We start from the raw sequence: 18,762 nt of genomic DNA, 5'->3' as shown, positions 1-18,762 counted from the left end.
GGAAATGTTGAACTTTGATTCTTTAAAAACATAATGAATTATGAAAATCGAGTCATTTACGAACAGTAACTTACTGAGCAAGAAGGCTGCCAACCTAATTTTTTCTACTTTAATAAAAAAACCTGATAGTTTAATTTGTACGGCAAGCGGTAATTCAACAGTAAAAACGTATCAAACATTAACCGAAAGATCCATCGATAATCCTGAAATTTTCGGAAAGCTCAATATTTTAAAATTAGATGAATGGGGTGGAATAGAAATGGACCATCCCAATTCATGTGAAACTTTCCTCCAGAAAATGTTGATCGAGCCTTTAAAAATCTCTTCCTCAAAATATATCTCCTTTAATAGCAATCCAATTGATAAAAAAGAGGAATGTGAAAGAATATCGAATTTAGTAAAGAAAAAGGGGCCCATTGATCTATGCATTTTGGGTCTTGGTATTAATGGACATATCGCTTTTAATGAACCCGGAAATTATTTAAATCCAGGCTGCCATATCGCTACTCTTTCCAAAAGTTCCCTTAAGCATTCCATGGCGGTAAAAGCACACCCTAAACCAAGCTTTGGCCTTACTATCGGAATGGGTGATATCTTACAGTCTAAACAAATACTTATTTTGTTGACCGGTCCTGATAAAAGTAAGATAGCAAAGGAATTTTTATCCCAAAAAATAACGACCCAGTTACCGGCTTCTTTCCTGTGGTTACATGCCAACACAACTTGTTTGATAAATGAAGAAGACATTCATATCAAATAACTGCATAAAAATATAAATAGTTTTCAAAGTACTGGAAAATCAAAGATGTTGCTCTGTGTTGTGTACCAATAAACGGAGGAATTAGGTAAGCTTTCTGCACCTGGATTTCCAAAATGGAGATTCCTATTTTGGACTATCTATTGGGATGGAAAATAGGCCTATTAGGCCCATGCCTTTTCACCATTTTTATAGGGTACACATCCATTATACCTTCCAGGGATAGGATTATATCGCAGTGCTTGTGTGGTACCTGGTTCTGAAGTAAAATATCCCCAAATAGTAAGTTGTTTTATCATGGTGAAATAATGGACTTCGTGGTTCGCTTTTATTTTTGATACTTCATTATCCAAATCCACCAGCAACAGATGCCTTTCATCCAGTGTAAGCTCCCGAAAAGAATTGCCGAATCTTTTCTCAGACAATTTATTTAAATGGAGTATACCGTTTTTAAATATTTTTTGCTCCGTAGCGGTATAGCAGTCTTCTACAATTGACTTCATAAATAACCCAATCTTGGCCGTTTTGGCACCAGGAGATTTACTGCTTTCCGGAAGAATGGTTTCCCCTACGTCATCCAAAAAAAGAACCTCCTCTTTGGTGAGCAACTCCTCCATTTTCGGATCCGGCGCACAGCCCAATAGAAAATAGTCGGAGCCAATAATTGTTCCTGCAAACACACCAGCTGTAATTTTTAACGCTTTTCTTCTATCCATTTTTTATAGTCTTACCTTTTCTCCAAAGTTTATAGGGTCTATCAACGTCCGACCTAAAAGGCATAAATATTTTTCTTTCTGCCCCTGCAGCCTCATAGGCTGCGAAAATTATTTCCAAAACCGCCCTGCCATCTTCGCCTGTTAAAATTGGTTTAGAGTCATTTTTAACACAGTCCACAAAATGTTCCATTTCTTGGGGAAAACCATAATTCCATATTTCTTCATACATAATAAAACTCCAGCCTATGGTATTTCCTGCCTTTTCCACGGCATAATTAATACCCTTGGTACTGTAGGTCTGTATCGAATTTCCCTGTAATATATCCGCATAAGCTACCCCTTCAGAACCATGGATTTCCGCTTTATCATCCATTCCACCAAGTTTGGTCCAGCTTTCTTCGGCTATGGCAGTAACGCCATTTTCAAATTCAAGGATAATTATTGCATTATCATCCCCAATGGTCTTATCATGATGAACACTTGTTGACATCTGTGCATATACCGATTTTACAGGATTTTTATTATTTAACCATCTAAAAAATTGTATTGCATGGCATCCCATGTCCATGGTAACCCCACCCCCAGATTTTTCCACATCCCAGAAGTGATCCGAGTGAGGTCCATCATGTTTTTCAGACTGTTTAAAAATAATCGGCCTTCCAAGGGCGCCTTCATCCAAAAGCTCTTTTAACCTGACATATTTTGGGGTAAAACACAATTCTTCGGCATACATTAGCTTGACATTGGCTTTTTTACATTCCTCTATCATCTTATCCGCTTCTTTTAGATTGAGACACATAGGTTTTTCCACCACAACGTGTTTTCCTGCTTTTGCCGCCTTTAATGTGATTTCACAGTGCACTGAGTTTGGGGCACCAATCAGTATCATATCTATTTCTTTAATAGCCAACAAATCTTCTATCTTGGTATAATATTTTGGTATCCCATATTTTTGGGCAAATTTTTCAGCATTTCCAGGAGTTGGCGATACTACGGCCAGAACTTCGGCAGCTGCTACATGTCTCAAAGCTTCAACATGAATGGAGGATATAAATTGTGATCCAATAATACCTATTCCCACTTTTTTATCCATAATAAAAGTATTATAAATTACCTTTTTTTATTTCATCTACCGCAAAATTCGCTGCTCTTGCCGTTAACGCCATATAGAGAATAGATGGGCTCTGATTCCCCGTACTCGTCATGCAGGCTCCATCGGTGACAAAAACATTTTTACATAGGTGCATCTGGTTTTTATCATTCAGCAGGGATGTTTTTGGATCTGATCCCATTCGAACACCGCCCATCTCATGAATATCCAGTCCTGGTGCTTGTTTATTGTCATGAGTTTCCACTTCAGTACAACCTATCTTTTCTAGCATTTGTTGACTTTCGCTTAAAAAATCGCGGATCATCAGTTCATCATTTTCATCGTAATCAACATCGGTTACCAATAAAGGAATTCCCCATTGATCCTTTTTATTCGAACTAAGGTACACCCGATTGGTTGCCTTAGGAATTGTCTCTCCTTGCATATACATATAAACGTGCCAATCACCAGCCTCACTTAAAGCATGTTTATAATCTGACCCAATTTGCTCATTACTTTTTGCTGCTTTGTCCTTTCTTACCCTGTAGGCTCCACAAAACGTTGTGAATCCTCCAAAATATTCCATTTCCTTTTTTCCAATATTTCGATAATTGGCCAATATAGGTTCAGTCGGATTCATGCCATAGACATATTTGTCCTTAAACCCTTCCATTTTACCCCCTGCATGTCCCCGGTATAGATGAAAACAAATATATCTTCCCAAAATATCATGGTCATTTCCTAATCCGTTTGGAAACCTATTGGAAATTGAATTTAATAGGATCAGGTTTGTATTTAGAGCAGAAGCGTTTACAAATATTATTTTGGCTTTATATTCAATCACCTCATGGGTATTTGTATCTATTACCTTAACTCCTGAAGCGCTGTTCAATTCGTCATCATAAATAATGGAATGAACCACTGAGAAAGGCCTAAGGGTCAAATTTCCTGTTTTTTCCGCCCATGGAATAGTCGAAGAGTTTGAACTGAAATACCCTCCATATGGACAACCGCGCATGCACCTGTTACGGGATAGGCATTTTCCCCGTCCCTGTTCAATATGTAACTCAGTGGGTTGGGTTATTTGTGCCCATCTTCCCTGTACCATATATCTATCTGGGTAATGTTTCCGGATTCCCTCGCTCATTTTTTGTTCCACACAATTAAAATCGAAGGGAGGCAAAAACTCCCCATCGGGCATGGCCTCTATGCCATCTTTATTTCCGCATACTCCAATAAACTTTTCTACATGTGAATACCAATGCGCTACATCCTCATAATTTATCGGCCAGGAGATACCATATCCAAATTTGCTTGGTGCTGTAAATTCAAATTGACTCCATCTTTGACAAGCACGGCCCCATGTGAGTGACTTCCCACCAACTTGATAACCTCTAATCCAATCAAATGGTTTTTCCTGTACATACGGATGATCAGCATCCTTTATAAAAAAATGGGCAGTATCTTCCCCGAATCCTGACGCTTTAGATATCAATGGATTTTCATCGATAAATTCTTTGGTCATCTGGCCACGATGCTTAAATTCCCAAGGGTCCATATTTGAAGTTGGGTAATCTTTAATGTGCTTAACATCCCTACCTCTTTCCAATAACAATGTCTTTAAACCATTTTCGCAAAGTTCCTTTGCCGCCCATCCCCCTGAAATTCCTGACCCAATCACTATTGCATCATAAGTATTCTCTAATTTATCCATAACTTATATCATCCTAGTTTGAATTGTTATTTGGTCAAATTCCAGTATGCTATACCTATCACCCTTTTAATCTTACAATTTAAGGATGACAATAGTCCATTTCAGGTATGAGTTTAAATCTAAATCAATTTACTCATTTATTTGTAATTCAGATCAATAGGGAAATTAATTTTGGGTAACCATACTTTGATTCCCCGTTAAACAATGTCCTACGACTTAGTACTCTGCTACCTATTATTTTTATTCTAGTGCCCGTTTATATTTTTTTTAATGTAGTTATTTAGGGTATTTCACCTTCAATCTTGAAAAAATAAATTGGAAACAGGCTAGGGGATCTCTTGGTGCTAAAATAAAATAAACTAAATCTGTCCTCTAGTTATAAGATAACCTCAATACAAATACATGTAAGATTTTATTACAATAAAAAGTAAGTATAATAAGATATTGGTTTATCTTAATAAAATGAAATTTAATATTGGCTTAAAGCTTGCGGTATCACTTTAGCCAATTATTAGCAAACAGTTACTAAATGAAAATAAGATATAAAAAACGGCATCAGAATGTAAGTCTGATTTTTGGACTTATATGGTTGGTTTTGTTCTTCATTTTCCGCTTTACAAAAGAGGAAGACAATTGGACTGATTATGGATGGCTTGTTATTTCATGTATGTATTTATCAGTTTATTTTTATCAATTGAGGTACAAATATTTAACAATAGAAAAAGGAATAATAAAAGTGAACTACCCTTTGGGAAAGAAAATAAGTTTGATGGAAATTAAGGGAATTAAAAAGTTTGCGGGAGATTATATCCTAAAAACTGACAAAAGAAAATTGACTATCCATACAAAAATTATTGATCTAAAATCTCTTGCTGATTTGACTTCTGAATTGAATAAACTAGGCGTAGAATGGAGTTAATATCTTATTTTACAGTAATTATATGGAATAGGTCATTTTGATTTATATACAAATTACAAAAAGGTTGGTCCGACTTCAAAATAGGAAGAATTTTATTCAATAAAAACGGGTTTGAACAAATCGATGGACCAAATTATGGCGTTGAGATTCTGCATATAATAATGACTCATGTTAAATAGGGGGGAAGTCCCTAATTCAAAGCCATAGACATGTTTTTTAATTTCTATTACTTGACTCTTGGAGGGCCCTTCCTTCTACAAGTTCCCTTCATTGTGTGAAATTTCCTAATGATTAAAAAAGTCGGTATTAATAGGTCAGTAGGATTCTTATTCCCATATAAAGTAAGTTGAATAATTTATTCCCTATCTTAATCTGTTTAAAATATTGAACTAAAATAAATGGATCTCAAAAGTCAAGATTAAAGGACATTTTATCACATTATCTACCCCAAAAGTGTGTGGATGTGGTAGATGTTACAGAATAATCACCATTTTATTTTGTACTTATTTTTTTTTTACACTAAAGCACCTTAATACTTAAAAAAATGATTTTTATAGAAAACGAAGGGAATACCAATCCACGGTTAAACCTTGCTTTGGAAGAATATATTCTGAGAAATTTTGATCCAGCGGATGATTATTTGTTGTTTTATATTAATGAACCTTCCATCATTATAGGGCGAAACCAAAACACCTTAGAAGAGATAAACCATCAATATGTAGATGAAAACAATATACATGTGGTACGAAGAATATCTGGTGGTGGCGCAGTTTATCACGATTTTGGCAATCTCAATTTCAGCTTTATCACCAACCACGATGGAAAAAGTCTGAGCAATTTTAAAAAATTCACAGCTCCGGTGATAAAAGTGTTACAATCGCTAGGGTTGAACGCTGAACTTAAGGGTCGCAACGATATTGAAGTAGAGGAGAAAAAAATTTCCGGTACCGCCCAATTTTCTACTGGAAAAAGAATGGTGAGCCATGGCACTTTACTTCTCGATACTGATTTGGAGGAAGTGGTAAAAGCACTAAATGTTAAGATGGAGAAGATTGTCTCCAAAGGCCATAAATCCGTTCGCAGCAGAGTGGCCAATATCTCGGAATATTTAACACAACCCTTAGAAATAGAAGAGTTCCGAAGGTTGTTGTTGGAAGGACTTTACGAAGAGAGCGAACCTTTTGAGCGTTATCATCTTTCGCTAAAGGAATGGCAAGAGGTGCATCGCCTAAAAGAGGAGAAATACGATACATGGGATTGGAATTATGGTCGTTCGCCCAAATTTAATATTCAGAGGTCCAAGCGTTTCCCCATAGGTGAATTGGATTTGCGGATTTTTGTTGAAAAAGGACATATACAGGAGTTTAAGATTTTCGGGGATTTTTTCGGAAAAGAACCTCTGGAAAGTCTGGAGAAGTTTTTTATAGGAACTCGATATGAAAAAGAGGATATTTCGGCAATTTTAAAAAATATGGATATCAAAGAATATTTCGGCGACATTTCGAAAGATGATCTAGTTGAATTGGTTTATGGTGCGGATGTAGTGGATTCAAATCTTTAAAAATTCCTTGCATACCGATGCTGTTTCCGATGGTGAAAAACGAACCAATTAGGTCATTAGTTCCTCCAAGCGCGAGAACCTGGCCTGAAAACTAAAGGTTGTCAACCTATTATAAAAATGAGTTATAAAATCTGTACTTACTTATGAAGGTAGGGGATTGCGGTAACCCATCCAAATTTCCGCTAAGAAGGGTATGTTGGATTAGACGAAATCCCATAATTGAACATAAAATTCAAGGTAGTTTTAAACTAAAAAATCAACCATAAAAAACAGTCCATTAACGTTGTGATAACATTAGGATATACTAAATACATTGGCTATTGCAGAAAGGATAAATTCAACACCAATGGTAATTACGATAAATCCAATAATTCTAGATAATGCATTTATGCCGGAAGCACCTAGAATTCTAACAATATAAAACGAACTTTTCAATATTAGATAAATGAAAATTGTAGATAAAAGAATTGCTGCGAGGATAATGAACACTTTATTTAACTCCGTAAATTCCTGATTATAGGTTATTAATAAGGACATAGTGCCCGGACCAGCAATCATTGGCATTGCTAAAGGAGTCAATGAAATTTCTGACCGAGTCTCAATATCTTTTTTTACTTTTTCAACTTTCATCCCTTTATGCTTTCTAAACCCGCCTGTCAATAAAGCGAAACCTGAGGAGGCAATAATTAGTCCACCAGCAATTTTAAGTGAGTTTAATGTTATCCCAAAGAATACTAAGATATATTTTCCCGCAAAAAATGAAATAAGTAATATTATCAATACATTTAAAGACGCCCAAAAAGCTATTTTGTTCCGCTCCAACCCACTGTGCTCTTGCGTTAAACTAACAAATACAGGAACAGTTCCGAAAGGGTTCATTACCGAGAACAATGCTGCAAAAATCATTATAAATAATTCCATTTTTTTTAAGCAAAGTTCCTTCCTTCCTTTTTTAATCCCATTAAGTGCATATTACGATTTCGTAAATTTTACATACGAAATGCAAAATGAAAGATAAATAACCCTTTCAATTGGTTATTGTATTAATTTAAATCATAGTAGCTAGCTCTTTCTTTTAAAATTGGCCGGTCACTATATATGTAGATCAACTAGCTATAAAACAACCTCAATAATCTATTTCTAAGACTTATATTTCCCATAAACGTAAGTAGAAAAGTTTATTGACCAAAGGGATTTTATAAGTTAAAACCTGTGATGAGTTTCTGGGTTATAGTTCCAATAATGATTATTGGTATTGTGCTAATAGGCGGTATTTTGAATGGAGATCCTATAGAGGGAATTATTTCGATTTTCGCTGCTATCACTAGCCAAGACGGTTTATAAACAGCGCTTTGTGGAACGATAAATGGCAAGAAAAAGTTGACCTTGAATATAGCGATAGAATCTAAATCGGCAATTACAATTTCTTAAAATTTCTCATTATTAACTCGTAGAGATAGCAGAAAATTAGAAACATTTACTTAATTTAACAGGATTACTGGTATCATTTAATGAATACTAGATAATTTAAGTAGATAAAGGTTTTATTGAAATAAAAACATAATCTTATGAAATTAACTTCCAGGGAAACAGAAAAACTCATGCTTTTTCTTGCAGGGGAACTCGCTGAAAAACGCAAGGCAAGAGGTTTAAAATTAAACTATCCGGAGTCCATCGCATTAATCAGTGCAAGACTACATGAACTGGCAAGAGATGGTAAAAGAGTGGCAGAATTAATGCAGATAGGAGCAACCTTTCTTACTAGAGAAGATGTTATGGAAGGCGTTCCAGAAATGATTTCAGATATACAAATCGAAGCTACTTTTCCTGATGGGACAAAGTTAGTAACGGTTACTAACCCTATTCGTTAATAAAATTCAGAACAATATGATTCCCGGAGAATATATTTTAAAAGAAGAAAAAATTGTTTGCAATGCGAAACATGAAAGCATTACTCTTAAAGTAATCAATACGGGTGATCGACCTGTGCAGATAGGTTCTCATTTTCACTTTTTTGAAATTAACAAAAAAATGTCTTTCGATCGAGAAAAGGCTTTTGGAAAGCGTTTGGATATCTTATCGGGTACAGCAATTCGTTTTGAGCCAGGTGAATCTACCGAAGTACAACTAATAAATATCGGAGGGAGTAGAAAGTTTTATGGTGCTAGTAACTTAACACAAGGAGATACAACTTCTAAAGAGAGTTTGGAGAAAGCGATGAAAAAGATGGAATCTCAAAACTTTAAAAATATAAAATCATGAGTTTTAAGGTAGATAGGTTAAAATATGCGAATATATACGGACCTACAATAGGCGATAAAGTTCGTTTAGGAGATACTGAACTGTTTATTCAAATTGAAAAAGATTTTAATAGCGATAGTTATGGTGAAGAAAGTACGTTTGGTGGAGGTAAGAACGTAAGGGATGGTATGGCTCAATCGTCTACGAGAACAAGAGATGAAAATGTTCTTGACTTTGTTATTTTAAACGTAATAGTCATTGATCATTGGGGCATTATTAAGGGGGATGTAGGTATTAAGGATGGTAAAATCATAGGAGTTGGTAAAGCCGGAAATCCGGATACCATGGATGGCATAACGGAAAATATGATTATTGGAGCATCTACGGAGGTACACTCTGGTGCTGGTCATATTTTAACGGCTGGAGGAATAGACACGCATGTCCATTTTATTAGTCCACCACAAATAGAGCATGCATTATTTAGTGGTCTTACCACGATGATAGGCGGGGGGTCTGGCCCTGCGGATGGCACCAGTGCCACATTAGTAACTTCCGGAGCATGGCACATAGAGAAAATGATACAAGCTTCTGAAAATTTTCCAATGAACGTAGGATTTTTTGGAAAAGGTAACTGCAGTACAATAGCCCCTTTGATTGAACAAATTGAGGCTGGGGCTCTTGGACTAAAAGTACATGAAGACTGGGGTGCTACGCCAGCTGCACTCGATGCTTCACTTACAGTGGCTGATAAATATGATATTCAGGTAGCCTTACATGCCGATAGCTTGAACGAAGCAGGGTTTTTAGAGGACACCGTTAATGCCATTAACGGACGAACCATTCATACCTTTCATACCGAAGGCGCTGGTGGCGGACATGCACCGGACATTATGAAAATCGCATCGCATTCAAATGTGCTCCCTAGTTCAACCAATCCAACGATGCCTTTCACTATCAATACGGTAGATGAGCATTTAGATATGCTTATGGTTGCTCACCACCTAAAAAAATCCATCCCTGAAGATGTAGCTTTCGCAGATTCAAGGATCAGAAAAGAAACCATGGCCGCAGAAGATATACTGCATGACTTGGGAGTTATCAGCATGATGAGTTCTGATTCCCAAGCAATGGGAAGGGCTGCCGAAGTTATTATTAGAACGTGGCAAACTGCTCACAAGAACAAGTTGCAACGCGGATTTTTGGAAGAGGATAAAGAAATTGAGGCAGATAATTTCAGGGTAAAAAGATATATTTCCAAGTACACTATTAATCCTGCGATTTCGCATGGTATTTCTAAATATGTGGGGTCTGTTGAACCAGGTAAAATTGCCGATCTCGTATTGTGGAAACCGGCATTTTTTGGTGCTAAACCAGAAATGGTGATTAAAGGAGGTATGATTGCAGCTAGTAAAATGGGAGATCCAAACGGAGCTATTCCTACCCCCCAACCGGTATTAATGCGAAATATGTTTGGAACTTTGGGGGTGGCGGTTCACAAAACAGCCGTAACCTTTGTATCGCAAGCAGGAATGGATAATAATATTGCTAAAAAATACGGTGTCAAAAAGAAACTATTGCCTGTTATAAATTGCCGGACAGTAGGTAAAAAAGACATGATTCACAATGACGCTATGCCAAATATTGAGGTAAATCCTGAAAATTATGAAGTCACTGTGGACGGAAAAGTCATTACCAGCGAGCCCCTTGAGGTAGTCCCTTTAGGACAACTATACTTTCTTTTTTAATAGTGTTTATTCGTAAAATAAAACGATGATCTGTAAAAAAGTAATAGGTAATATTGAAACCTATCCCATTCGTTCCAAGGCTAAAGATTTATTAAACTTGCAATGGTTCGAGACTACTAAGCGCATTATGCGCAAACGGTCAGAAGCGAATCAAGAGGTCGTCATCAAATTTTTAAAGGAAGGAACTAGACTTAAGGAAGGGGATATTCTTTACGAAGATATTGATAAGGTTGTAGTCGTGAATATTTTACCTTGCGATGCCATTCAAGTTACTCCAAGGTCTATTTATGAAATGGGGACGGTCTGTTATGAAATAGGCAACAAACACTTGCCGCTTTTTATTCAAGACAACCACGTGCTTATTCCCTACGAAAAACCCTTGGAACGCCTACTAATAGCTACTGGCTATGAGGTAACAAAAACTCATTGCAAACTACTCAATATGTTAAAAGCCAACGTAGAGCCTCATCAGCACGGTAAATCAGGAAGCTCTCTCTTTTCAAAAATTCTCGAATTAACTACTAAGGAGTAAATTAATTATAAAGTAACTGCTATCTAAAACATAATATTTTAGGCGGCAGATTATCTATAACAACTCTTACATGAATAAGGACACAGCCAAATCCAAAGAATTGGGTTCACTTATTGAAATACTCCATATTACGGACCCTACGTTGCCTATTGGTGGGTTCTCACACTCTAACGGTTTAGAAACCTATGTTCAGCAAAATTTAGTAAAGAACGCTTCCACAACGCAGGATTTCGTGGAAAGTATGTTAAAAAACAACTATAAGTATAATGATGCATTAGCGGTAAAATTGGCTTATGAATTTACCTTGGAAAAAAACGTATATGAACTCCTGAATTTAGACGAGGAATGTAATGCTTTAAAGGCACCAAGAGAAGTGCGCGAGGGAAGTCAGAAATTGGGAACCCGATTGATAAAAATATATGCTACGTTATTGGATGATCCTTTTTTAAACCAAATTAATGATCACATTGAAAAAAAGGAGATGGAGGGTCATTATCCAATAATTTATGGAATAATAACCTCCCTCTTAAAAATAGATAAGGAAAAAGCTACTTGTGCATTTCTTTACAATGCTGCTGTAGCTATGGTTACAAATGCCGTAAAGCTTGTTCCCCTTGGCCAAACAGATGGTCAGCAAATAATTTATAATGTACAAGGCCTAATCGAAGATCTGACTTTAGAAATAATGGATGTAGAAAGAGAACTGCATGGGGTTTGTAATACCGCTTTAGACATAAAGTGTATGCAGCACGAGCATCTATATTCAAGATTATACATGTCCTAAAAAATAATAACGATAAAATTCTGATGGAAGAAAGAAAATATATAAAAATTGGAGTTGCAGGACCAGTAGGTACCGGAAAAACAGCTTTGATAGAGAAAATAACAAGAAGAATTGCAAAAGAGTATAGCATTGGAGTGGTAACCAATGATATTTATACAAAAGAAGATGCTAAATATCTCGAAAATAATTCCTCTTTGGAGGCCAATAGAATTATAGGCGTCGAAACAGGTGGTTGTCCACACACGGCGATTAGAGAGGATGCAAGTATGAACCTTGAAGCAGTTGATGAAATCGTCAATAGACATCCTGAGGTAGAAATTATCTTTATTGAAAGTGGCGGGGATAATTTATCTGCAACCTTCAGCCCTGATCTAGCCGACGTAACAATATTCGTTATTTCCGTGGCCGCAGGATCCGATATTCCACGAAAAGGAGGTCCTGGGATTACCCGTTCTGATTTATTGGTGATTAACAAAATGGATTTAGCTCCTTATGTAAAGGCTGATTTGAAGCTAATGGAAGATGATGCACGCAGAATGCGAAATGGCGAACCTTTTATCTTTACAAACCTTATGACTGATGAAGGCTTAGATAGTGTTATTCAGTGGATAAAGCGCTACGCTTTATTGGAAGAAAAAACTGAAGAACCCCAATTGCTTAGATAATGGAAAAATACAGTCTTAAAACAGGTCTAAGGGAGCAAACTATACTGAAAGACGTCTATTTTACGCCTCCCTTTAACTTGGTTGAAGTTAGAGAAAACAAAAAAAATCCATTGTTAGAGATGATGGTGATGTCATCATCCCCCGGTATTCTTAACGATGATTTTTACGATATCAATATTGAGGTGATAGATGGATCTTCCTTGAATTTGCAGACCCAATCCTACCAACGCATTTATATTTCAGTAAAAGGTACCAATCAGAATATGGCTATATCAGTTGGTGAAAGTGCTTATTTTAGTCATGTCCCCCATCCTGTGGTGCCTCATAAAGGCGCACGTTATACTGCAAAAAACACCATTAACATAAAAAGTAGCAGCACCTTGTTGTGGGGCGAAATATTGACCTGTGGTCGTAAATATATGGGGGAAGGAGAGTTGTTTCAGTTCAAAAAACATCATGCTATTACAGAAATATATCAAGAAGATGTTTTAATTTTTAAAGACAATCTATATATCGTTCCTGAAGAAATAAATCTGAAGGAATTCGGTCAATACGAAGAGTTTACCCATCAAGGAAGTTTATTCTTTATAACTCCGCAAACTGATGTTATAGAACGAATGGAAAAAATAGTCAATAGACTTTCAAAAGAAGACGGTATTAGTTACGGTATATCTAAGGTATTGGATAATGCATATGTGCTCAGAATTTTAGGAAATGAAGGCGAACAGCTCTATAAACTCTTCACTCAAATACGGAGGGAAGAAGACTATTTAATTAACCAAAGCGTAAAACTAAATTAACCATTATGGGATCAGAATTTAGTGTTTTATTGGTTACCGCTATATCAGTAAGTATATTGCACACCGTTTCAGGACCCGATCATTACATTCCTTTTATTGCTATTGGAAAGTCGAAAGGATGGAAATTACCGAAAATTGTGATGTGGACAGCCATTTGTGGATCCGCGCATGTAATGGCTTCTGTATTATTGGCCTTAGGAGGAGCAGCTATAGGGTTTTCCTTGGGTAAAATAGATGGATTAAACGAGGTAAGAGGTGGTTTAGCCAGTTGGGCTATTTTCATCTTTGGAGTACTATATTTTTTGTATGGTCTCTATAGGGTATATAGTAAAAAAAGGCACAAGCATTTTGATGTCTATGATGATGGTTCTGTTTATGTTTTTGAACACGATCACAAACAAATGACCTATCCGTCCAATCGAAGAAAAGTGACTCCATGGGTTCTTTTTTTGATATTCCTATTAGGACCATGTGAAGTCCTATTTCCGCTGCTAACCTATCCTGCAGTAGAACAATCCACTTCCAACATGCTCATTTTAATTGGAGTCTTTCTTACAACAACTGTTTCAACTATGATACTTGTGGTGTCCTTAATGTATTATGGTTTCAATTTTATAAAAACCGAATGGTTAGAGAAATACATTACACCCATCTCCGGGCTATCAATTGCCATATGTGGAATAGGTATGGTGTTTTTAGGATGGTAAGCTTTACCTCATGGGATAATCTAACTCACTCAATTTTAGGGAAATTAAGTTGAAATGAAATTTTCTTGTACCAGCTTTACTCAATTTTTCCATTCGGTTAAACATTTACATAAACGATTATCGATCTAAGTAATGTATATTAGAGGTCTCTCTACGGGTGAAAATTATGGAAGATAATAAAGTATTAAATTACATTAAGGATTTATTAGAAAATATGCCAAATGATTGGTTGGGTTTAACAACCCATCGACTGGATATTTATAATGAAAAATTGGCCAAGACCCAGTTTTTGGAACAATTGGAGGTTTTATTTACTGACAATAATTCTGAAACATCGGCGCTAAATAAATTACCGACTGCATACGATTATATTCGATTGGGTCATCCACTATCTTGTCTGCTGGAATGGGGTATAGCGAACTTAAATAATCTTAATGCAAAAAATGTAATAAGCTTTTCATCAAGGACGATGCCTGTTTTGGCTATTTTACGGAAAAATCTTTTGGATAATAAAATCACCCGAATTATGTATTCAGGTGATTTACCAGAATTCTTTGATACCGAAGTATTAAAAAGTGTTTATGGTTATAAATTTGAGTTAAAGAAAGTTGGAGAAAAAGCAGTGGTTCCTGAGTTTAACGGGAGCACCATTTTCTTTTCACAACAGGATGAAATTTCTAATGTTGACCTCCAACCAAATATCGATTTTTTCATCAACGCTCATGCTCTCCTTGGAAGTGTTTTAGTCGTCAATGGGGTACAGAATGAAAATTATATCCCAGAGATTCAGCATGTGAGAAGAAGGGAGACAATTGCAATGACACCATCCAATTGTTATGCTGCTTTAAGGTTACTAATAAAGGATTCTTCTTTTGATACTCCAAAAAGTAATCTTGAATTAAATAAAACACTTGTTCTAGATTCAATTAATGAGATTACCGGTACTACAACAAAGGTATTGGTTGCTTCTAGTGGACTCTCTGTTCAGTATGCCATAATGATGGGGCTAATTCATGATGCTCAAGAAAAACATAAGGGAAAGGCTATCAAATTTATTGTTCCTCCAAATTGTTACGGTGGAACTAATGACCAAGCAAGACGGGTTGCTGATTGTATTGATATGGTTGAAATTGTGGATTTGCCCGTTGATGGTGAAAACGATATGGTTCAAAGTATTGATATGGTTTTAGCTAAAATAGCCAAAGAAGATGCTGTGCCTTATATCATCGCTGAAATTCCAACAAACCCTAGAGTGGAGGTTCCAGATCTTATAGCGCTAAGCGCCGTTTTAAGTAAAGAGCGTAAAACAGCGAAGGGTGAAATTGCTATTGATCCAGTTTTTATTTTAGATCAAACATTTTGTCCTAACGTACACTTTTTGGGTGAAGGTGAAATACTCTCTACGGTTAGGACCATTTCATTTGCTAGTGGATCCAAATTTCCAAGTGGCGGGCAATGTACCGCTGGTTATTGTGTAGGAAATAGTAAAACTGACGGTTTGATGGCAATAATAGAAATGCACCTGAAGCTTTGTGATAATGGTGCAACAAATCTTCAAATGGAAATTTTAGGCAATCAATTGCCTTCAATGAATCAAAGAATTATTGATGCTTATAAGAATACTCGTGAATTTGTAGACTTTATCAACGACACTTTACCGGAGGCGAAAATCAATTTTGTTTCGCCAGCATTGGCAGATCAAGGATTTACTCCATCAGTATTTTCATTAGACCTTCCTACTAAAGGTAATAGCGATGAGGAAAAAGAGACTTATAAAAGAGCGTTAAATCTTAAATTAATAAATTTAATGATAACAAAAATCCCTGATGAAAGTAAGTTCTGTGTGAGCTATGGACAGTTAAATGGATGTTATTGGACAATACCGGCAACATCTACGCAAGGGACCACCAAAGAGGGGGACAAAGATTATATTGTACGTGCATCTCTTTCACCAAATTTGGATCTTGAACTACACAAGAAAGTCTTTTTAGAGTTTGTTAATAAAATATAACTACAGGGAGGTAATGGGAGCCTCCCACCGTTTTATTGTTCGAGTTGGTTAATAAATCCTAAAACACCAGTTGATTTTGCCATTCTAGGAAAAATTAGGGGGGGTATATTAAATATACACATACACAGGGAGTTATCGGTAATTGAACAGAATACAAACCCCTCCATCAATCTCCAAACCATCGGATTTGTTTCTCTAAACCGTTGTAAACCGTTTTTCTTTGGGAATAAGATCCGTCTTGCTACAAACCCTATCTTTGTAGTTCAACCGTTTTGTTTTGAGCAATGTAACATTACATATTTCCAAGAATTTTAAGGAATTACTACAATTTTTAAAAAGCATCAGCTTTTCAAGGGCCATCCGGGTCGGGATTGCAGTTACCCTACCTGTACTAATGGGGATTCAACTTGGGTATTTTGAAATTGGACTGGCACTCAGCTTTGGTGCCTTTTGGAGTTCGCCCAGCGATGTTAGTGGTAGTTTTCGACATAAAATAAAAGGTATTCTTATTTCTGCAACATTGGTTATGATTGTCAGTTTTATAAAAGGCTATCTTCATTTTCAACTTTGGCTGTTGCTTCCTGTATTGGGATTGCTCACTTTTACTATCGCTTATATCTCTATATATGGTTTTCGTGCCTCGCTCATTAGTTTTTCGGGCCTTATGGCCTTGGTATTGAGCTTTGCCAACGAATCAGAAGAACTGGAAATTTATCAATATGCTGTGTTGATAGGTGTAGGCGGACTTTGGTATTTGCTCTTGTCCAAGGCTTGGCATCGAATAAACCCAAAGGCAGAAACCGAGGAGTTTTTGTCTGAAACTTTTTTGCTGACTTCTGAACTGATAGAAACACGGGGAAAATTGGTTAATCCACACGAAGACCACGAAAAATTACAGTCTAAACTACTTAAACTGCAAAGTGATCTTACCACAAATCATGAAACGCTCAGAGAAATTTTGATTCTTTCCAGAAGGACTTCTGGTTGGTCAAATTATCAGAATAAACGCCTCTTGATATTTGTGCAATTAATTGAGATGCTAGAAACAGCAATTTCAAATCCCGTGAATTACCATCGAATGGATGTGCTTTTTAATGACCATCCACAATACATTAAGAGATTTCAGGATCTTATTTTTGAAATGTCTTACCAATTGCGGATGATTTCCGAAGCTGGAAATGACCATAGAAAACTGCCAAAGAACGATTTTATGAGGCAATGCTTTGAAAACGTAAGACGTGATGTAGCCTTATTACGTGAAACGAAGTATTACGAGGAATATCTTATGCTTCAAAATTTGCTCGAATATCAGGAAAAACAGTTCGAAAAACTAAAAAGTATAAAACGCCTTTTAGGCGACCCTAATTCTACCGAAATTAATGTTATCGATAGAAAAAAAGCAAAACGTTTTATCGCACCCCAAGATTATGACCCTAAGCTATTACTTAGGAACTTTAGTTTTAGGTCCACCATTTTCAGACATTCGGTTCGGTTGGCGGTGACAGTTATGATCGGTTATGCGCTAGGCTCTATTTTTGCCTTTCAGAATCCATATTCGATTTTGTTGATCGTTATTGTAATCATGCGGCCTAGTTACGGACTTACTAGGAGCAGAGCGAAGGACCGAATGATTGGTACACTTATTGGCGGAGCCATTGCCTTTGGTGTGGTTTTCATGATTCAGGATCCCTATGTATACGGAATTATGGGAGTAATTTCTTTGGTGATTGCACTTTCCTTGGTGCAAAAAAATTATAAAGCTTCGGCGACTTTCATTACCCTGAGTGTTGTATTTATTTATGCAATTCTCAGCCCTGATGTCTTGAGCTTAATAAAATTCCGCATCTTAGACACGCTTGTTGGAGCGGGACTGTCATATGCTGCAATGTTGTGGCTTTGGCCGGCTTGGGAGTTTGTTGAAATGAAGGAGAGTATAGAAAAAAGTGTGAAGGCCAACAAGGATTTTCTCCATAAAATTATTGAATATTATCTGCTCAAAGGGCATATACCAACTTCTTACAATATAGCGCGTAAACAAGCATTTTTGGAAACCTCCAATTTAAGCTCAGCCTTTCAGCGCATGACACAGGAACCCAAGTCGAAACAAAGGGAAATGAATAAAGTTTACGAACTAGTCGTCTTGAACCATAACTTTTTAGCTTCCTTGGCTTCGTTAAGTACCTACATACAGCACTATGATACTACTGAGGCAAGTGAACGGTTCAAAACTGCAACAGAAAAGATAGCGTTTAACTTAGAGCGGGTTGTACAATGCTTAAAAGACAAGACATGCAATGGGGCGGGTGCATCTTCTGAGGACACTACACTTTTTGATGATCAATTGCCAGTCTTCAATTATTTAGAAATCAACACTTTGAAATCTAATGATACGGAAACCTTACGTGAACTACAAGAGGCCCATTTGGTTTGGGAACAACTAGAATGGTTGTTTTCAATAAGCGGTAGAATGCTTAAACTGTCCGCATCCGTGAAGCTGGATTAACCTCTGAGTTGCATCCA

17 protein-coding genes are annotated in these 18,762 nt (G+C 36.5%); 13 read left to right on the top strand and 4 right to left on the bottom strand.

All coding sequences use genetic code 11. The features are described from left to right. The first annotated feature begins 40 nt into the window (after window positions 1-40). Window positions 41-760, top strand: a complete 720-nt coding sequence (locus KCTC52924_RS17965) for a galactosamine-6-phosphate isomerase (protein WP_251807745.1) — start codon at window positions 41-43, stop codon at window positions 758-760. Between the two features lie 161 nt (window positions 761-921). Here KCTC52924_RS17965 and KCTC52924_RS17960 read toward each other — a convergent pair whose 3' ends face one another. From KCTC52924_RS17960 to KCTC52924_RS17950, 3 genes are read right to left on the bottom strand one after another with little or no spacing between them, the layout of a single operon-like run. Then, the gene (locus tag KCTC52924_RS17960; RefSeq protein WP_251807744.1) at window positions 922-1,473 is read right to left on the bottom strand and encodes a gluconate 2-dehydrogenase subunit 3 family protein; all 552 of its coding nucleotides are present in this window, start codon (window positions 1,471-1,473) and stop codon (window positions 922-924) included. Next, window positions 1,466-2,566 (bottom strand): Gfo/Idh/MocA family protein, encoded by a 1,101-nt coding sequence (locus tag KCTC52924_RS17955; RefSeq protein ID WP_251807743.1) that lies wholly within the window; start codon window positions 2,564-2,566, stop codon window positions 1,466-1,468. Before KCTC52924_RS17955 ends, KCTC52924_RS17960 begins: the two co-directional genes overlap by 8 nt. 10 nt (window positions 2,567-2,576) lie before the next feature. Then, window positions 2,577-4,277, bottom strand: a complete 1,701-nt coding sequence (locus KCTC52924_RS17950) for a GMC oxidoreductase (protein ID WP_251807742.1) — start codon at window positions 4,275-4,277, stop codon at window positions 2,577-2,579. Between the two features lie 529 nt (window positions 4,278-4,806). Here KCTC52924_RS17950 and KCTC52924_RS17945 point away from each other — a divergent pair. Both KCTC52924_RS17945 and KCTC52924_RS17940 read left to right on the top strand, forming a co-directional pair. Next, entirely contained in the window at window positions 4,807-5,196 is a 390-nt protein-coding gene (locus KCTC52924_RS17945; RefSeq protein ID WP_251807741.1) for a hypothetical protein, read from the top strand. Between the two features lie 544 nt (window positions 5,197-5,740). Then, window positions 5,741-6,757, top strand: a complete 1,017-nt coding sequence (locus tag KCTC52924_RS17940) for a lipoate--protein ligase (protein ID WP_251807740.1) — start codon at window positions 5,741-5,743, stop codon at window positions 6,755-6,757. Between the two features lie 294 nt (window positions 6,758-7,051). On the opposite strand, the gene KCTC52924_RS17935 is transcribed toward KCTC52924_RS17940, so the two are convergent. Then, window positions 7,052-7,678 carry a MarC family protein gene (locus KCTC52924_RS17935; protein ID WP_251807739.1) on the bottom strand — a complete coding sequence of 209 codons (627 nt, stop codon included), beginning with the start codon at window positions 7,676-7,678 and terminating at the stop codon, window positions 7,052-7,054. A gap of 647 nt (window positions 7,679-8,325) precedes the next feature. On the opposite strand from KCTC52924_RS17935, the gene ureA reads away from it, so the two are divergent. The 10 genes from ureA to KCTC52924_RS17885 all read left to right on the top strand — a co-directional run bounded on the left by ureA (window position 8,326) and on the right by KCTC52924_RS17885 (window position 18,745). Next, a complete protein-coding gene (gene ureA / locus KCTC52924_RS17930) occupies window positions 8,326-8,628 on the top strand; it encodes an urease subunit gamma (protein WP_251807738.1) in 303 nt (100 codons plus the stop codon). A 16-nt stretch (window positions 8,629-8,644) separates the two neighbouring features. After that, window positions 8,645-9,019, top strand: a complete 375-nt coding sequence (locus KCTC52924_RS17925; RefSeq protein WP_251807737.1) for an urease subunit beta — start codon at window positions 8,645-8,647, stop codon at window positions 9,017-9,019. Continuing rightward, on the top strand, window positions 9,016-10,743 hold the full coding sequence (ureC, locus tag KCTC52924_RS17920; RefSeq protein ID WP_251807736.1) for an urease subunit alpha: 1,728 nt from the start codon (window positions 9,016-9,018) through the stop codon (window positions 10,741-10,743). The genes KCTC52924_RS17925 and ureC overlap by 4 nt, the downstream gene beginning before the upstream one ends. A gap of 25 nt (window positions 10,744-10,768) precedes the next feature. Then, complete coding sequence (gene ureE / locus KCTC52924_RS17915) at window positions 10,769-11,275, top strand: urease accessory protein UreE (RefSeq protein WP_251807735.1); 507 nt, start codon at window positions 10,769-10,771, stop codon at window positions 11,273-11,275. A gap of 70 nt (window positions 11,276-11,345) precedes the next feature. After that, on the top strand, window positions 11,346-12,059 hold the full coding sequence (locus tag KCTC52924_RS17910; protein WP_251807734.1) for an urease accessory protein UreF: 714 nt from the start codon (window positions 11,346-11,348) through the stop codon (window positions 12,057-12,059). A 23-nt stretch (window positions 12,060-12,082) separates the two neighbouring features. Then, a complete protein-coding gene (ureG, locus tag KCTC52924_RS17905) occupies window positions 12,083-12,724 on the top strand; it encodes an urease accessory protein UreG (protein WP_251807733.1) in 642 nt (213 codons plus the stop codon). Further along, window positions 12,724-13,524, top strand: a complete 801-nt coding sequence (locus KCTC52924_RS17900) for an urease accessory protein UreD (RefSeq protein ID WP_251807732.1) — start codon at window positions 12,724-12,726, stop codon at window positions 13,522-13,524. The genes ureG and KCTC52924_RS17900 overlap by 1 nt, the downstream gene beginning before the upstream one ends. A 5-nt stretch (window positions 13,525-13,529) precedes the next feature. Further along, window positions 13,530-14,231 (top strand): hypothetical protein, encoded by a 702-nt coding sequence (locus KCTC52924_RS17895; protein WP_251807731.1) that lies wholly within the window; start codon window positions 13,530-13,532, stop codon window positions 14,229-14,231. Between the two features lie 166 nt (window positions 14,232-14,397). Further along, window positions 14,398-16,242 carry a PLP-dependent transferase gene (locus tag KCTC52924_RS17890; protein WP_251807730.1) on the top strand — a complete coding sequence of 615 codons (1,845 nt, stop codon included), beginning with the start codon at window positions 14,398-14,400 and terminating at the stop codon, window positions 16,240-16,242. 277 nt (window positions 16,243-16,519) lie between these two features. Beyond that, entirely contained in the window at window positions 16,520-18,745 is a 2,226-nt protein-coding gene (locus tag KCTC52924_RS17885; protein ID WP_251807729.1) for an FUSC family membrane protein, read from the top strand. Window positions 18,746-18,762: the final 17 nt, after the last annotated feature.

This window comes from Arenibacter antarcticus (genome assembly GCF_041320605.1).
Lineage (GTDB): Bacteria > Bacteroidota > Bacteroidia > Flavobacteriales > Flavobacteriaceae > Arenibacter > Arenibacter antarcticus.
Note: the sequence above shows the minus strand (reverse complement) of the source record. Positions and strands in the feature narration are given on the sequence as shown.

What these genes read in the sequence shown, in the direction of transcription:
- KCTC52924_RS17965 (WP_251807745.1), top strand. Translation starts at nt 41, where the DNA reads ATGAAAATCGAGTCATTTACGAACAGTAACTTACTGAGCAAGAAGGCT.
- KCTC52924_RS17960 (WP_251807744.1), bottom strand. Translation starts at nt 1,473, where the DNA reads ATGGATAGAAGAAAAGCGTTAAAAATTACAGCTGGTGTGTTTGCAGGA.
- KCTC52924_RS17955 (WP_251807743.1), bottom strand. Translation starts at nt 2,566, where the DNA reads ATGGATAAAAAAGTGGGAATAGGTATTATTGGATCACAATTTATATCC.
- KCTC52924_RS17950 (WP_251807742.1), bottom strand. Translation starts at nt 4,277, where the DNA reads ATGGATAAATTAGAGAATACTTATGATGCAATAGTGATTGGGTCAGGA.
- KCTC52924_RS17945 (WP_251807741.1), top strand. Translation starts at nt 4,807, where the DNA reads ATGAAAATAAGATATAAAAAACGGCATCAGAATGTAAGTCTGATTTTT.
- KCTC52924_RS17940 (WP_251807740.1), top strand. Translation starts at nt 5,741, where the DNA reads ATGATTTTTATAGAAAACGAAGGGAATACCAATCCACGGTTAAACCTT.
- KCTC52924_RS17935 (WP_251807739.1), bottom strand. Translation starts at nt 7,678, where the DNA reads ATGGAATTATTTATAATGATTTTTGCAGCATTGTTCTCGGTAATGAAC.
- ureA (WP_251807738.1), top strand. Translation starts at nt 8,326, where the DNA reads ATGAAATTAACTTCCAGGGAAACAGAAAAACTCATGCTTTTTCTTGCA.
- KCTC52924_RS17925 (WP_251807737.1), top strand. Translation starts at nt 8,645, where the DNA reads ATGATTCCCGGAGAATATATTTTAAAAGAAGAAAAAATTGTTTGCAAT.
- ureC (WP_251807736.1), top strand. Translation starts at nt 9,016, where the DNA reads ATGAGTTTTAAGGTAGATAGGTTAAAATATGCGAATATATACGGACCT.
- ureE (WP_251807735.1), top strand. Translation starts at nt 10,769, where the DNA reads ATGATCTGTAAAAAAGTAATAGGTAATATTGAAACCTATCCCATTCGT.
- KCTC52924_RS17910 (WP_251807734.1), top strand. Translation starts at nt 11,346, where the DNA reads ATGAATAAGGACACAGCCAAATCCAAAGAATTGGGTTCACTTATTGAA.
- ureG (WP_251807733.1), top strand. Translation starts at nt 12,083, where the DNA reads ATGGAAGAAAGAAAATATATAAAAATTGGAGTTGCAGGACCAGTAGGT.
- KCTC52924_RS17900 (WP_251807732.1), top strand. Translation starts at nt 12,724, where the DNA reads ATGGAAAAATACAGTCTTAAAACAGGTCTAAGGGAGCAAACTATACTG.
- KCTC52924_RS17895 (WP_251807731.1), top strand. Translation starts at nt 13,530, where the DNA reads ATGGGATCAGAATTTAGTGTTTTATTGGTTACCGCTATATCAGTAAGT.
- KCTC52924_RS17890 (WP_251807730.1), top strand. Translation starts at nt 14,398, where the DNA reads ATGGAAGATAATAAAGTATTAAATTACATTAAGGATTTATTAGAAAAT.